Source organism: Streptococcus parapneumoniae (assembly GCF_037076355.1).
In the GTDB taxonomy this organism is placed as follows: domain Bacteria; phylum Bacillota; class Bacilli; order Lactobacillales; family Streptococcaceae; genus Streptococcus; species Streptococcus parapneumoniae.
Map to the genome: position 1 here is coordinate 788,189 of NZ_AP026968.1, position 15,993 is coordinate 804,181.

Annotated in this window: 14 protein-coding genes and 1 pseudogene; 10 read left to right on the forward strand and 5 right to left on the reverse strand. The window is 40.1% G+C overall.

The genetic code is table 11. The features are described 5' to 3' along the window. Positions 1-256: 256 nt before the first annotated feature. Positions 257-1,339: a DEAD/DEAH box helicase gene (locus SP4011_RS04095; protein ID WP_338620014.1), complete on the reverse strand. Its 1,083-nt coding sequence runs from the start codon at positions 1,337-1,339 to the stop codon at positions 257-259. Beyond that, the gene (locus tag SP4011_RS04100; protein ID WP_338620015.1) at positions 1,336-2,313 is read right to left on the reverse strand and encodes a Gfo/Idh/MocA family oxidoreductase; all 978 of its coding nucleotides are present in this window, start codon (positions 2,311-2,313) and stop codon (positions 1,336-1,338) included. Before SP4011_RS04100 ends, SP4011_RS04095 begins: the two co-directional genes overlap by 4 nt. 290 nt (positions 2,314-2,603) lie before the next feature. Between SP4011_RS04100 and SP4011_RS11440 the strand changes: the two are divergent. From SP4011_RS11440 to SP4011_RS04150, 10 genes and pseudogenes are all read left to right on the forward strand, one after another. Beyond that, a pseudogene (locus SP4011_RS11440) lies at positions 2,604-2,711 on the forward strand (DUF1542 domain-containing protein); the annotation flags it as partial. A gap of 162 nt (positions 2,712-2,873) precedes the next feature. Next, a complete protein-coding gene (locus SP4011_RS04110) occupies positions 2,874-3,608 on the forward strand; it encodes a hypothetical protein (protein ID WP_338620018.1) in 735 nt (244 codons plus the stop codon). A gap of 366 nt (positions 3,609-3,974) precedes the next feature. After that, entirely contained in the window at positions 3,975-4,868 is an 894-nt protein-coding gene (locus tag SP4011_RS04115) for a hypothetical protein (RefSeq protein ID WP_338620020.1), read from the forward strand. 98 nt (positions 4,869-4,966) lie between these two features. Continuing rightward, a complete protein-coding gene (locus tag SP4011_RS04120) occupies positions 4,967-5,566 on the forward strand; it encodes a DUF6088 family protein (RefSeq protein WP_173235054.1) in 600 nt (199 codons plus the stop codon). Positions 5,567-5,800: 234 nt separating this feature from the next. After that, positions 5,801-7,192 carry a peptidoglycan-N-acetylglucosamine deacetylase PgdA gene (gene pgdA, locus SP4011_RS04125; RefSeq protein ID WP_173235052.1) on the forward strand — a complete coding sequence of 464 codons (1,392 nt, stop codon included), beginning with the start codon at positions 5,801-5,803 and terminating at the stop codon, positions 7,190-7,192. Positions 7,193-7,305: 113 nt separating this feature from the next. Further along, the gene (locus SP4011_RS04130; RefSeq protein WP_173269613.1) at positions 7,306-8,148 is read left to right on the forward strand and encodes an aldo/keto reductase; all 843 of its coding nucleotides are present in this window, start codon (positions 7,306-7,308) and stop codon (positions 8,146-8,148) included. A gap of 272 nt (positions 8,149-8,420) precedes the next feature. Beyond that, positions 8,421-9,182, forward strand: coding sequence for an elongation factor Tu (locus tag SP4011_RS04135; protein WP_338620023.1), 762 nt, complete (start codon positions 8,421-8,423; stop codon positions 9,180-9,182). A 192-nt stretch (positions 9,183-9,374) separates the two neighbouring features. Next, entirely contained in the window at positions 9,375-10,292 is a 918-nt protein-coding gene (glyQ, locus tag SP4011_RS04140) for a glycine--tRNA ligase subunit alpha (protein ID WP_000038733.1), read from the forward strand. Positions 10,293-10,503: 211 nt separating this feature from the next. Continuing rightward, positions 10,504-12,540: a glycine--tRNA ligase subunit beta gene (glyS, locus tag SP4011_RS04145; protein ID WP_338620025.1), complete on the forward strand. Its 2,037-nt coding sequence runs from the start codon at positions 10,504-10,506 to the stop codon at positions 12,538-12,540. 42 nt (positions 12,541-12,582) lie between these two features. Then, on the forward strand, positions 12,583-12,840 hold the full coding sequence (locus SP4011_RS04150) for a DUF896 family protein (protein WP_050261374.1): 258 nt from the start codon (positions 12,583-12,585) through the stop codon (positions 12,838-12,840). 116 nt (positions 12,841-12,956) lie between these two features. Here SP4011_RS04150 and SP4011_RS04155 read toward each other — a convergent pair whose 3' ends face one another. The 3 genes from SP4011_RS04155 to SP4011_RS04165 are packed head-to-tail and all read right to left on the reverse strand — an operon-like array spanning position 12,957 to position 15,802. Then, complete coding sequence (locus SP4011_RS04155; protein ID WP_338620028.1) at positions 12,957-14,195, reverse strand: NAD(P)H-dependent oxidoreductase; 1,239 nt, start codon at positions 14,193-14,195, stop codon at positions 12,957-12,959. A gap of 18 nt (positions 14,196-14,213) precedes the next feature. After that, a complete protein-coding gene (locus tag SP4011_RS04160) occupies positions 14,214-14,819 on the reverse strand; it encodes an NADPH-dependent FMN reductase (RefSeq protein WP_049511449.1) in 606 nt (201 codons plus the stop codon). A 59-nt stretch (positions 14,820-14,878) separates the two neighbouring features. After that, complete coding sequence (locus SP4011_RS04165) at positions 14,879-15,802, reverse strand: FAD:protein FMN transferase (protein WP_338620029.1); 924 nt, start codon at positions 15,800-15,802, stop codon at positions 14,879-14,881. Positions 15,803-15,993: the final 191 nt, after the last annotated feature.

Below are 15,993 nucleotides of genomic sequence, written 5' to 3' on the forward strand. Positions count from 1 at the left end.
CATCTCAAAACATGTTTTTGAGGTTGTAGATAGAACTGACGAAGTCAGCTCAAAACATCGTTTTGAGGTTGCAGATAGAACTGACGAAGTCAGCTCAAAACACCGTTTTGAGGTTGTAGATAGAACTGACGAAGTCAGTAACCATACATACGACAAGGCGAAGCTGACGCGGTTTGAAGAGATTTTCGAAGAGTATAAAATTGAATTGCTTATAAAAAAGCTCCATACACTTGATGTGTATAGAGCAATGGGGGCTTTATTTAATATAGAGTTCTTGATTTTTCAAGACAATTTCACGTACGCTCGCAAATTTCTTGAGTTTTTTAAGTTCTTCTGGATGAGTGACGAGAGTGATAACATAACCTTCCTTACCCATGCGACCTGTACGGCCAGCGCGGTGAGTGTAGGTTTCAATATCTCTAGGAACATCAAAGTTTACGACGCATTCTAGGCTATCGATATCAATTCCACGAGCTAAAAGGTCTGTTGCAAGGAGTAGGGTCAGTTGCTTGTCTTTAAACTTTTCTAAGATGACTTTTCTAAATTTAACATTGACATCACTAGCGAGGGAAACAGCTAGGATCTCCCGATACTGTAATTTTTCTTCTGAACTTCCAAGGTCTGATAGGCTGTTAAAGAAGACAAGACCGCGGAAATCCTCCACATGAGCTAGTTTTCGTAGCATATCCACTCGGTGACGTTGGTCTACCTGCATGTAGAAATGTTGGATGTTGTCTAGTTTTTGGTCAGAGAGATCAATGGTACGTGTGTTTGGCGCAATCTTTTCTTGGTCAAACTTGGTTGTGGCACTCATGTAGACCAGTTGGTGATCACGAGGTGCGTAGTGAGTGATTTTCTCAACAAAGTGAATCTGAGAATCATCTAGTAATTGGTCAAATTCATCCAGGATGATGGTTTCCACATTCATCATCTTGATTTTTTTCAATTTAATTAGTTCAAAGATACGGCCAGGGGTTCCAATCAGAATTTCTGGTCCTTTTTTAAGGCGTTCAATTTGTCGTTTCTGACTTGAACCTGATAGGAAGAGTTGAGCAGTCAATCCGATAGCCTCTGCCCACGTTTTACATACATCAAAAATCTGTCCAGCAAGCTCCGTATTTGGTGCTAGGATCAAGAGTTGTTGGGCTTTTTTCTTTTGTAGTCTGAGAAGACTTGGTAGGAGGTAAGCTAGGGTCTTGCCTGTTCCTGTTGGGCTTACTCCTAGAAGATTTTCTCTAGCAAGAAGGGGCTCAAATAGTTGAGTTTGAATGGGGGTGAATTCTTGAAAACCGAGTTGGTCACTCAGTTCTTGCCATTCAGTTGGTAGTTTGTTTTTCATTTTTCTGCCTCAAATCTAATGCCAGCAGTCTGGCGCATGGTATATAGTAGCTCATGAACTGAACTTGCATCTTCCAGCCAAGTTTGGTAGAGATTCAGATCTGGTTTCTGAATCATGTGTGCAAATGCAGCGACTTCCTCAGTCATCGTATGAGGAGCCTGTTGGATAGGGAGTTGGATTTGATTGCCTTGATGGTCGGTAAAAATAGCCGAGCGAACATGCTCAATCGTGTTGAGAGTCAAGGTTCCATCTGTTGTGTAAATTTCGCAAGGAAGATTGGAAGTGATGTTTTTCCCAGCCTTGATATGAACTTGAAAGTCTGGGTAGAAGAGGATTCCGTCACCATTTAGGTCAATGCTATTGTCAAGCTGTTGAGTCTGATAGGTTGCATCCTGAGCCTTTCCAAAGAGACGAACGGCAGCGTAGAGGGGATAAATCCCTAAATCCATAAGAGCTCCACCAGCAAAACGGTCTGAGAAGACATTTGGTGTCTCCCCAGTCAACAAGTTAGGCATTTTGGAAGAATACTTGGCATAGTTGAAATCTGCTCCCAAAATTTGTTTGTCTGCTAAAAAGTTTTTGATGATAGTGAAAGCTTTTTCATGGTAATTGCGAGCTGCTTCAAAGATAAAACAATTATTTTTCTCAGCTGTGTGTCTCAAATCAAGCCATTCTTGTGGCTGAGTGACAGCTGGCTTTTCAAGAATGACATGCTTACCTGCAGTCAATGCAGCTTTTGCCTGAGCAAAATGCAAGGAGTTTGGGCTAGCAATATAGACCACATCAAAGGAGCTCTTGAAGAAGTCCTCTACTTGATCAAAGAGTTGGATATTCTGATAGCGAGAAGCAAAGGTTGCCGCAGTTTCTAGTTTTCTAGAATAGACTGCGACCAGCTTGTATTCTCCACTGATATGGGCTGCTTCTATGAAGTGGTGGCTGATAGCCCCTGTTCCGATGACACCTAATTTAAGCATAGTTACTCCTTTTCCGATTTCAAATCCTTCTTTCATTATAACATAGATAGACGGGACTATCCAACAGAGGGTAAAAAATTTCAAATAAGCGATTCGCTTTCTTCTGAAGAAAAGCTTTCTTTTACGAATAAATAGATAGAAGCATCAAATCTAGTAAATTAGATTAAAAAATGTGCTATAATAGAAAGAGGAAAAGGATGATTCTAAGACATCCGGGCATCAGCCCAACTAATGACTTGGTTGCTAAGAAGAATTTTAGCTGATCAAGCAGCACAGAGAAGAAAAACGCTATCGACGGCAACAACCAGTTAACGGATGAAGAGAAGAAAGCGGCGAAAGCAGCAGTTGATACAGAAGTTACAAAAGCGAAGAAAGCTGTAACGGATGAGACAACGAATGATACAGTATCTACAGCGAAAACGGATGGAATCCGTGCCATCAACGATGTAGACACAACGCCGCATTCAAAAACAAACTCAACACCAACTCCACGTCCTGACGACAGTGCTAACACCAACAACGGCGGTACTACCACCCCTGCTGACAGCAATAGCGATAGTGTGACACCAGATAACAGTGCCAATACTCCAGCTCCTGGTGTGACGACCGACGATAGTAGCAACACCACCCCTGCTACTCCATCATCTACTGTTGGGCAGGCTCAAGCAAGTACTCCAGCTCAAGAAACACCAGTTTTTACAAACACTCCAAACAATTCAGGCGATACAGCAACTCCTAGCGAGACTCGTCCTGTTGACAAGTCTGAACTTGCGCGATTGGTTGAAGAACTAGAAACTCGTTTGAAAGACTTGGATGGTATTGATCAATCTGTCATCGACGCTGCTAAGATCATTCTCGGAGAGGGTCAAGCAGCCCTTAGAAATACTGACTTGACAGAAGCAGGATTGAGAGAGATGACTGCTAAGGTCAAAGAAGCACTCGAATCCTTGAGAGGCAAGCAAGCGACTAAGGATGAAGAGGAAATGCAAGAAACAAGCAAAGAGCAAGATCATCTTCCATATGGTACGATGATTGGTAGCCTGCTCGCCCTTCTTGGTCTCCTTCTATTCCTCATCGCGCGTCGTAAGAAAGAGTCAGAACTCAAGAAGTTGACCAAGGAATTGACTAAGGTTCTGCAAGAAAGCGACCTTACAAGTGTAGATGCGAAAGTTCTCGACCAAGCACGAGAAGCTCTCGCTCAAGCGGTTGCCTTCCTAGCCAATGAGAAAGAGTCTGACCACACAGAAGATGAGTTGATTGAGAAACTCAAATCTATTCTTGCTCAGTTAAGATAAGCGACATGTGAAATATCGCAGGCGACCATAGAAGTTACTATATTGCTGGATAATAACTATAGGAAAAGTTAGTCGCAAACCTGTAGTGGGAAGTTGCCAGCTTCTAGCGGGGAAGTGGTTCTGGGAACAGGACACCATCTTTTGGATGGGAATGCTTCCTCCTTTAGTACAAGTAGAAGTCTTCGATGGCAGAGTAAGATAAAGAAGAAACACGAGACAAGTAAGATAGTTCATGAAATGGAACTGAAAATTGCTGGTGTGGACTCTTGAAGGAAGTAATGGATAGAAAGAAGTTGAGAAGCGTCTTTCTATCCATCTTTCTTTAGGAGTGTATGTAAGCGCTTTAAAAATAGAAAGGGTAATGGAATGGGGAAACATGAAACTAGAAAAAACAAACCTATTTTATTAGTAGGGAATGGAATCAATAGATTATTTGCAAACGAGTCAGAAGATGATGATTCCTTTAATGTAGAAAAGTTTAGAGGCGAAAAAGAAGCGGAGATAAGCGAGTCTTTGCGTTTTCCAATGAGGATTTCAGTATTCTATAAGGGGAAAGAAGAAACTGTCGCACAGGAACTAACTGATTTTTTGAAGGATAAGATGACGATTTCAAAAAGGAAGAAAGAGTTTCTTGAGGATTTATTAAACTTAGAAGTAGAGAATATTTTGACGACGAATTACAGCTTTGAGTTTGAAAAAACAATTTGTACTAATCCATCTATTGGAAAAATCTTAAATCTATATGGATATGGGAAGGAGGGTGAAATCAGTAAAAAGGAAAAGGAGCTAGGAATTTACCAGTATATAAAATTAGGTGATCGAAAAAAACTATGGCATATACATGGAATAGCAACCAGAAAAAAGTCTATTATACTAGGACAATACTATTATGGCTATTTGCTTTCGCAGGTGATAGGATATACGTCTGAATTATTAAGGAGATGGAATTCTAAAAATGATTTTTATCATCATTCATGGATTGATTGTTTTGTAAGCAATGATGTTCATATCCTTGGTTTTGCTTTAGATTTAGCTGAAATCGATTTGTGGTGGCTACTCGCATACAAGAAGAAACATTTTGAATTTACAAAGGTATATTTTTACTCTAAAGTTGGAGACTTAGATGTTACTGTGAGAATACTCTTGTGTACATATGGCGGTATTATAAAAGAAATAAATACGGCTGACTATCATGATTTTTATAATCAAGCTATTACTGAAATAAGAAATAGGATAAAAATGGATAGAGATGTTACATAAGAAATTGTAAGAGGTCTGTTCCCTCTTGATAAAATGACTCTCATTTGACTTTTTGCACCAAAAATAGCATCATATTCGGTGCAAAGGAGGCGTGATAGATGAACTATAAGCAGGAAATAGTAAACAGGATAGAAAATTTTGAATCGAATCAAGTTTTTATAGCAAATGATTTCTTTGATATTGCAGGATATGAAACTGTTCGTAGTACATTAAATCGTCTTGTAAAAGACAAAAAGGTTACTCGCATTTTGAAAGGTATTTATTATAAACCAAAATATATAGAACTGATTGGAGAGTATGCAATGGCGTCTGTGGATGAAGTTGCTGATGCTATTGCTAGAAAATATAATTGGACCATTGCTCCATCGGGAAACACAGCCCTTAATTTACTTGGTTTATCTACGCAGGTACCAGCAAAATGGACCTATATATCAGATGGAAGGTATGCCAGTTTTAATGTTGGTAAGGCAAGGATAGAATTTAAGCATAGAAATAATGGAGATATTTCAAATATGTCAACCTTAACTGCAATGGTGATACAATCTGTCAAGGCAATGGGGAAAGAGAACATTACTTCTCAGCAGATTGACTACTTACGGAAAAAATTATCTGAAGAAGAAAAGTCAACATTACTAGCTGAAGGTAAAACTACAAGTGTCTGGGTATATAGTATTATCAAGAAAATATCAGAGGTGTAGGGATGTTTGAGGATAAATAGATTGAGAAAAATAAATCAATTTCTCAGAATGTTTTTAGAAGTCACGGTGTCTATTCTAGCTTCAATCCACTAGAAATTCCATAGATAGAAAACTACATAATCTCTACAGATAGGGCTGATCGAGTTGATGTGAGATGATTTGGCTTTCTAGGGGAATTGTGGATTGCCAAACTGTATCATTGAAATTATTGCTCAAATTTGTTATGATATAAATATGAATAAAAGTAGACTGGGACGTGGCAGACACGGGAAAAAGAGACATGTATTATTGGCTTTGATTGGTATTTTAGCAATTTCTATTTGCTTATTAGGCGGATTTATTGCTTTTAAAATGTACCAGCAAAAAAGTTTTGAGCAAAAAATTGAATCGCTCAAAAAAGAGAAAGACGATCAATTGAGTGAGGGAAATCAGAAGGAGCATTTTCGTAAGGGTCAAGCCGAAGTGATTGCCTATTATCCTCTCCAAGGGGAACAAGTGATTTCGTCTGCTAAGGAGCTGATAAATAAAGACATTAAGGACAAGCTAGAAAGTAAGGACACTCTTGTTTTCTACTATACAGAGCAAGAAGAGTCAGGTTTAAAGGGAGTCGTCAATCGTAATGTAACCAAACAAATCTATGATTTAGTTGATTTTAAGGTTGAAGAGACTGAAAAGACCAGTCTAGGAAAGGTTCACTTAACAGAAGATGGGCAACCTTTTACACTTGACCAACTGTTTTCAGATGCTAGTAAAGCTAAGGAACAGCTGATAAAAGAAATCACCTCCTTTATAGAGGATAAAAAAATAGAGCAAAACCAGAGTGACCAGATTGTAAAAAGCTTCTCTGACCAAGACTTATCTGCATGGAATTTTGATTACAAGGATAGTCAGATTATCCTTTATCCAAGTCCTGCGGTTGAAAATTTAGAAGAGATAGCCTTGCCAGTATCTGCTTTCTTTGATGTTATCCAATCTTCGTACTTACTCGAAAAAGACGCAGCCTTGTACCAGTCTTACTTTGATAAGAAACATCAAAAAGTTGTCGCTCTAACCTTTGATGATGGTCCAAATCCAGCAACGACTCCGCAGGCATTAGAGACTCTAGCTAAATATGGTGTTAAAGCCACTTTCTTTGTGCTTGGGAAAAATGTTTCTGGGAATGAGGACTTGGTGAAGAGGATAAAATCTGAAGGTCATGTTGTTGGAAACCATAGTTGGAGCCATCCGATTCTCTCGCAACTCTCTCTTGATGAAGCTAAAAAACAGATTACTGATACTGAGGATGTGCTAACTAAAGTGCTGGGTTCTAGTTCAAAACTCATGCGCCCGCCTTATGGAGCCATTACAGACGACATTCGCAATAGCCTCGATTTGAGCTTTATCATGTGGGATGTGGATAGTCTGGACTGGAAGAGTAAAAATGAAGCAGCTATTTTGACAGAAATTCAGCATCAAGTAGCTAACGGCTCTATCGTTTTGATGCATGATATTCACAGTCCGACAGTCAATGCCTTGCCAAGGGTCATTGAGTATTTGAAAAATCAAGGTTATACCTTTGTGACCATACCAGAGATGCTCAATACTCGCCTAAAACCTCATGAACTGTATTATAGTCGTGATGAATAAGCAAGAAAAAATAGGTCTGTCAGATATGTGATAGACTTATTTTTTACAAAAGATAGTACTAATTAGCAAAAAAATTATGCTATAAATGATAAAGAAAATAGAAGGAGAAGCATATGAATACCTATCAATTAAATAATGGAGTAGAAATTCCAGTTCTGGGATTTGGAACTTTTAAGGCTAAGGATGGAGAAGAAGCCTATCGTGCAGTGTTAGAAGCCTTGAAGGCTGGTTATCGTCATATTGATACGGCGGCGATTTATCAGAATGAAGAAAGTGTTGGTCAAGCAATCAAAGATAGCGGAGTTCCACGAGAGGAATTGTTCGTAACTACCAAGCTGTGGAATAGCCAACAAACCTATGAGCAAGCTTGTCAGGCTTTTGAAGAGTCTTTAGAGAAGCTAGGACTGGACTATTTAGATTTGTATTTGATTCATTGGCCGAACCCAAAACCGCTTAGAGAAAATGACCAATGGAAAATCCGAAATGCTGAGGTCTGGAGAGCGATGGAAGACCTCCATCAAGAAGGGAAAATCCGTGCTATCGGCGTTAGCAATTTTCTTCCCCATCATTTGGATGCCTTGCTTGAAACAGCAAAAATTCTTCCGGCGGTCAATCAGGTTCGCTTGGCACCAGGTGTGTATCAAGAGGAAGTCGTAGCTTACTGTCGAGAAAAAGGAATTTTGTTGGAAGCTTGGGGACCTTTTGGTCAGGGAGAACTGTTTGATAGCAAGCAAGTCCAAGAAATCGCAGCAAATCATGGAAAGTCTGTTGCTCAGATAGCCTTGGCCTGGAGCTTGGCAGAAGGATTTTTACCACTTCCGAAATCTGTTACAGCATCTCGTATTCAGGCTAATCTTGATTATTTCGGAATTGAATTGAGTCAAGAGGAACGAGAAACTTTAAAAACGATAGCGGTTCAGTCGGGTGCTCCACGAGTTGATGATATGGATTTCTAGAAAATCATAAAAAGAATTGTACATTATTCTAATTTTTGATATAATAGTCAGCAGGAAAGAAAGTCTTATGGCGTTCTTCAAGCGAGCTTGGGATAGTGGGAGCCAAGTAGGGCAAAATAAAGAACTGGCGCTTTCTGTAGTATTTTCAAAAACAATGAAGTAATAAATTAGGGTGGAACCGCGTTTCTGACGCCCCTAGGTTAAGTCAACCTAGGATTGTCGGACGCGGTTCTTTTGCTTATTCAGTCTATTGTGTGAAAGAAAGGAGAGACGTGGAAAACCTTTATCTTGTAAAGGACGATAGTCAACTAGCTGCATTTCGTGATTTTGTAGTAAGAAATACTGAAAAGTTGAAAGATTATCAATCTTTTTTAAAGAATGAACTTGCAGTCTGTGATTTACCGCAAGCTGTTATTTGGTCAAGTTTTAATGCTGCTACACAGATTATTAGGGAAAGCGCTGTTCCAGCCTATACAAATAATAGACGAATGGTTATGACGCCTGATTTAGCTGTTTGGAAAGAGTTGTATTTGTATCAGTTGCTGAACTACGAGTGTTCTCAGCAAACTCAAGCAATAGAAAGTCACTATCATTCTTTATCTGAAAATTTCCTCTTACAGATTGTAGGACATGAGTTAGCTCATTGGTCGGAGCATTTTTTAGATGATTTTGATGGTTATGACTCTTATATCTGGTTCGAAGAGGGGATGGTTGAATATATAAGTCGCAAGTATTTCTTGACAGAAGAGGAATTTCAAGCGGAAAAAATTTGTAATCAATCTCTCGTAGAACTTTTTCAGAAGAAGTATGGTTGGCATTCATTGAATGATTTTGGTTCTTCGACTTATGATAAGAACTATGCAAGTATTTTTTACGAATACTGGCGTAGTTTTCTGACAATAGATCAGTTGGTAGAAAATCTAGGTAGTGTACAAGCGGTCTTCGATTCTTATCATTTATGGGCAAATACAGATAAAACTCTTCCCTTGTTAAATTGGTTTGTTCAGCAGAAATTAATTGAAAAAGAAATATAAAAACTAAAGGAGAAAACAATGTCTAAAAAATTGACTTTCCACTGCGTCAGTGGCAGAAACCTCCTTACAGTCGGACTGCCCCACGCTCAGCACTAGAGTGTCTGAGCTAGACGCAGTACTAACTCGTCTTGCCTCGTATGATCGACGAGGCAGACTCGTGTCGCAAGTAATTTATATAAAAAGGAGTAAATAATGTCTAAAAAATTGACTTTCCAGGAAATCATCCTTACTTTGCAACAATTTTGGAATGACCAAGGTTGTATGCTTATGCAGGCTTATGATAATGAAAAAGGTGCGGGAACAATGAGTCCTTACACTTTCCTTCGTGCTATCGGACCTGAGCCATGGAATGCAGCTTATGTAGAACCATCACGTCGTCCTGCTGACGGTCGTTATGGGGAAAACCCTAACCGTCTTTACCAACACCACCAATTCCAAGTGGTCATGAAGCCTTCTCCATCAAATATCCAAGAGCTTTACCTTGAGTCTTTGGAAAAATTGGGAATCAATCCTTTGGAACACGATATTCGTTTCGTTGAGGATAACTGGGAAAATCCATCTACTGGTTCAGCTGGTCTTGGTTGGGAAGTTTGGCTTGATGGGATGGAAATTACTCAGTTCACTTATTTCCAACAAGTCGGTGGATTGGCAACTGGCCCTGTGACTGCGGAAGTTACCTATGGTTTGGAGCGTTTGGCTTCTTACATTCAAGAAGTAGACTCTGTCTATGATATCGAGTGGGCGGATGGTGTAAAATACGGAGAGATCTTCATCCAGCCTGAGTACGAGCATTCAAAATATTCATTTGAAATTTCAGATCAAGAAATGTTGCTTGAAAACTTTGATAAGTTTGAAAAAGAGGCCGGTCGCGCCTTGGAAGAAGGATTGGTGCACCCTGCCTATGACTATGTTCTCAAATGTTCACACACCTTTAACCTGCTTGATGCGCGTGGTGCCGTATCCGTAACCGAGCGTGCAGGCTATATCGCTCGTATCCGTAACTTGGCCCGTGTCGTAGCCAAAACCTTTGTCGCAGAGCGCAAACGCCTAGGCTACCCACTTTTAGATGAAGCAACACGAGCTAAACTCCTAGCAGAAGACGCAGAATAAAGAGAGTGACAAATTACGAAAATGGGCGAACAGAGTGAGCCCTGAGCCAGTTGCCGCAGTGATGAAGGTATCCTTAGTGAAACTAAGGATACTAGGCAAAATTGGAGACTTTTGGCTCCAATTTTAGCAATGAAACAACGAAGTTGGTTGCTTGCGTGCCAATCACATAAGGCAAACTGGAAAATAAAAAGATACTTTTCGGAGAAAAAATATGACAAAAAACTTATTAGTAGAACTCGGTCTTGAAGAATTACCAGCCTATGTTGTTACGCCAAGTGAAAAACAACTAGGCGAAAAAATGGCAGCCTTCCTCAAGGAAAATCGTCTGTCTTTTGAAGCCATTCAAACCTTCTCAACACCACGTCGTTTGGCTGTTCGTGTGACTGGTCTTGCAGACAAACAGGCTGATTTGACAGAAGATTTCAAAGGTCCAGCAAAGAAAATTGCCTTGGATAGTGATGGAAACTTCACAAAAGCAGCTCAAGGATTTGTCCGCGGGAAAGGCTTGACGGTTGAAGATATTGAATTCCGTGAAATCAAGGGTGAAGAATATGTCTATGTCACCAAGGAAGAAGTTGGTCAAGCAGTGGAAGACATTGTTCCAGGTGTAGTAGACGTCTTGAAGTCACTGACATTCCCTGTCAGCATGCACTGGGCTAACAACACCTTTGAATACATTCGTCCTGTTCACACTTTAACAGTTCTTTTAGATGAAGAAGAGTTTGATTTGGATTTCCTTGATATTAAGGGAGGTCGTGTGAGTCGTGGTCATCGTTTCTTGGGACAAGAAACTAAGATTCAGTCAGCATTGAGCTATGAAGAAGACCTTCGTAAGCAGTTTGTAATCGCGGATCCTCGTGAACGTGAGCAAATGATTGTTGACCAAATCAAGGCAATCGAAACTGAGCATGGTGTACGTATCGAGATTGATGCTGACTTGCTGAATGAAGTCTTGAACTTGGTTGAATACCCAACTGCCTTCATGGGAAGTTTTGATGCCAAATACCTTGAAGTTCCGGAAGAAGTCTTGGTGACTTCGATGAAAGAACACCAACGGTACTTTGTTGTCCGTGATCAAGATGGCAAGCTCTTGCCAAACTTCATTTCTGTTCGTAATGGAAACGCAGAGTATTTGGAAAATGTCATCAAAGGAAATGAAAAAGTTTTGGTAGCCCGCTTGGAAGACGGAGAATTCTTCTGGCGAGAAGATCAAAAATTGGTTATTTCTGACCTTGTTGAAAAATTAAACAATGTGACCTTCCATGAGAAAATCGGTTCCCTTCGTGAACACATGATTCGTACGGGTCAAATCGCTGTACTTTTGGCAGAAAAAGCAGGCTTGTCAGCGGATGAAACGATTGACCTAGTCCGTGCAGCAGCCATTTACAAGTTTGACTTGTTGACAGGTATGGTTGGCGAATTTGACGAGCTCCAAGGAATTATGGGTGAGAAATATGCCCTTCTTGCTGGGGAAACTCCAGCGGTGGCAGCTGCTATTCGTGAACACTATATGCCCACATCAGCCGAAGGAGAACTTCCGGAGAGCAAGGTCGGTGCAATTCTAGCAATTGCAGACAAATTGGATACGATTTTGAGTTTCTTCTCAGTAGGTTTGATTCCATCAGGTTCTAATGACCCTTATGCCCTTCGTCGCGCGACCCAAGGTGTGGTTCGTATCTTAGACGCCTTTGGTTGGCACATTGCTATGGATGAGCTGATTGATAGTCTTTATGCTTTGAAATTCGACAGCTTGGCTTATGAAAATAAGGCAGAAGTGATGGACTTTATCAAGGCTCGTGTTGATAAGATGATGGGGTCTACTCCAAAAGACATCAAGGAAGCCGTTCTTGCAGGTTCAAACTTTGTTGTGGCGGATATGTTGGAAGCGGCAAGTGCTCTCGTAGAAGCAAGCAAGGAAGAAGACTTCAAACCATCTGTTGAATCGCTTTCTCGTGCCTTTAACTTGGCTGAGAAGGCAGAAGGAGTTACTACAGTTGATTCAGCTCTCTTTGAGAATGAAGAAGAGAAAGCCTTGGCAGAAGCAGTAGAATCACTCGTTTTGTCAGGGACTGCAAGTCAACAATTGAAACAACTCTTTGCGCTTAGCCCAGTCATTGATGCATTCTTTGAAAATACTATGGTTATGGCCGAAGATCAGGCTGTCCGTCAAAATCGTTTGGCTATCTTGTCTCATTTAACTCAAAAAGCAGCTAAACTTGCACGTTTTAACCAAATCAATACCAAATAAAATCTGTTAAACGGATTAAATCTTATCATAAAGGAGAGAAACATGGATCCTAAAAAAATTGATCGTATTAACGAGCTTGCCAAAAAGAAAAAAACAGAAGGCTTGACCCCAGAAGAAAAAGTAGAACAAGCCAAACTACGTGAGGAGTACATCGAAGGGTACCGTCGCACTGTTCGTCACCACATTGAGGGAATCAAAATTGTGGACGAAGAAGGGAACGATGTTACACCAGAAAAACTACGCCAAGCCCAACGTGAAAAAGGGTTACATGGCCGTAGTCTTGATGACCCAAATTCATAATCAGTATTCTTTCTTTTAACAAGGATAGATGAAATAATAACCAAAAGACTAGCAGACACAAACTGCTAGTCTTTTGTCACTAAAAAAGGAACCATAAAGGTTCCTAAAAACTATCATTAGTAACTTGCACCGGCTGTAGCGTCTGCGCCACCACCGTGGCCTCCAGCATCACCTGCATCAGAAGCTCCAGATGTGGCATCTGCACTGCCATGTCCTCCAGCAGGAGCTGCAGCATTTCCACCAACTAGACGTTGACCAGTCGTATTGAGGTACCAGTCAAGCCATGGTTGGAAATTAAAGATAATCTCATTGATTCCAGCATATGAACCATCTGGATAGTACATTGCTTGGTAATTATGGGTATTAATAACGCCTTCTGGTGTTCCTGGCACAATTGTACGGACATATTCTTGATCTCCATTACGCAATACGCCGACAACCCATTCAACATTCTTCATTCTAGAATCTGGCAATGAACCGTGTACAGTTCCTAAACGGTTTCCTGATTGAGCACGTACACGTTTACCAAACATTGTATTTGGATCTTGGTGGGCGTTATTAAAGTACAAGAATTGGTTATTATCATCCGCATATGTCAACTCAAATGGCATTGCTTTCAAGAACATGTCAATTTGGTTAACTGTCAAGATACCATGGTCTAATTTAACGTAAGTATCTCCAGAAACAGCTCCAACAAGCTCAGCTGCTTTTTCTACCCATTCAGGATCATCAGGGTCAACTCCTTGAATGGTAGTTGCGATTGGATTTGTACAATATAAATCTTCTGGTGCGATTGGTTTTGGTTTTTTCAATTTTGAAACGACTCCCACATATTTTACAAAGTTGTCTAAACATGTTTCAAGGAAATTAATAGTTCCTTCATTTGTGATATTGCCCTCTGCGTCAAATGCTTCTTTGGCTTTACCAAGAAGGAATTCGTTACCTGGAAGCGTATAGGCATTGACACCTGGAGCGTCAAGAATCTTACGAAGGTGAACTTGGGCACGAGAAGTACCTTGGTCGTAGTAAGAAGCACCCACAATCATGACTGGTTTGTTTTCAAATGGATGAACTTCATATGAAAGCCATTCAAGAACAGATTTAAGAGAAGCTGAGATTGTGTGGTTGTGCTCAGGAGTAGCAATAATGACACCATCAGCACGCGTAATTCTGTTATACAAGAGACGCAATTGGAAGCTTTCATCCCATTTTTCGTCTTGGTTAAACATTGGAACTTCGTCAATTTCAAGAACTTCTAATTCAAATTTGAGTTTGAAGTGACGACGGATGAATTCCAAGAGTTTACGGTTATATGATTGATCGTAGTTTGATCCTACAAGTCCAACAAATTTCATTCTTTTTGGTCTCCTATCTTACAAATTTTCCCAGTCAAAGTCTTCAGCATCTTTGCGAAGTAAGGCTTGTGCGTTGCGCAATTTTTCTGTGATTTTTACAAAGATACGGAAGTCGTCAAAAGTGGCATCCAATTTTTTAATAACATCAAGATCCACTAGGTCTCCACTTGGGTTAAAAGCTTGAAGAGAATGTGAAAGCAAGAATTCATCTGGAAGGACACTTGCTTTGATTTCTGGAGCATTCAAGATTTGGCGAAGTTGCATTTGAGCACGTGATGAACCGAGTGTACCGTAAGAAGCACCTGTAATCATGATTGGTTTGTTCAAGAGTGGGTAAATACCATAAGACAACCAAGCAAGAGCGCTCATCAAAACAGCTGGGATAGAGTGGTCGTACTCAGGAGTACCGATAATAACGCCATCTGCCTCTTCGATTTTAGCAGCAATTTCCAGAATTTCAGCAGGTACTTGCTTGTCAGCTGGTTTATTGAAGACAGGAATGTCTTTGATTTCAACAAGTTCAATTTCAGCTTTTTCAGCAAAGTGTTTTTGCATGTATTGAAGCAATTGACGGTTTGTAGAACGTTTTGAATTTGTTCCAACAATAGCAATAAGTTTTAACATGAGATTTCCTTTCTCTTTTTACATAATACGATTTTAAAACTCCATTGAAACAGTTGTCTCTATAGAGTAGGAATTCCTGAAGAACAACTTAGGTGACCTTCTTTATCAATGAGGATGGCTTCGATGCCCTCCAAACTTTCGACTTGCCAGAGGATAGAAGCAGGTCTTTCTCCAAATAGACGAGTTGTCCAGATTTCACCATCGATTGATTTATTAGAGATGATTGTCAGACTCGCTAGTTCCGTTTCAACAGGATATCCTGTTTGACTGTCAAAAATATGATGGTAATCTTTTCCATCGACGGTCAGGTGACGTTCATAAATGCCTGAAGTCACGACAGATTGATTGACAACAGGGATGGTCATTAAGTGATTTCCCCTCGGATTGGCTGGGTCTTGAATCCCTATTTGCCAAGGCTGATTTCCTCTTGCCTGATTTTTTCCAATGGTCAGGATATTCCCTCCCAGATTGATCAAGGCAGAAGTCACCCCCTCTTTTCTCAGAAATTGTGCAACCTTATCCGCACTATAACCCTTGGCTAAACAACCAAGATCGATCTTCATTCCTTTCTGTTTTAAAAACACAGTGGAAGTAGAAGAATCTAACTCGATAAAATGAGGATTGATTAGAGGCAGAACCGATTCAATTTCTTGAGGTTGGGCGACTTTGGCATCTGAAAAACCGATGCGCCAGGTTTGAATTAGGGGACCAATGCTGATATTGAGATAGCTAGAGGGTGCTAGGCTATGCTCTAACCCAAGTGAAATCAGCTCAAACAGGTCTGGATGAACCGTGACGGGGGCTATTCCAGCTTGATGATTGATTTCCATCAACTCAGATTCCTGACTATTGGCATTGAAGCGGTATTCTAGCTCTCTGAGTAAATCAAAGGATTTTTGGAGCAAGCTATCGGCTCGCTCATCTACTAATGAAATAGTGATAGTAGTCCCCATTAGCTGTTCGGAATGTGAACTTAGAGGCAAGCTACCAACTCCTTTCTCTTATAGAAAATAAGTTGTAATATCAAGTAATTATCTAAATTGAAGCCCTTACATTTTATTTTCATGTTATTAGAATACCATAAAGTTAGACTTTTCACAAATAAAATTTGGAAAAAGTCAAGAAATATGCTCATAAAATTCATGAGGCTTGAAAACAGGATAAATGGGGAATT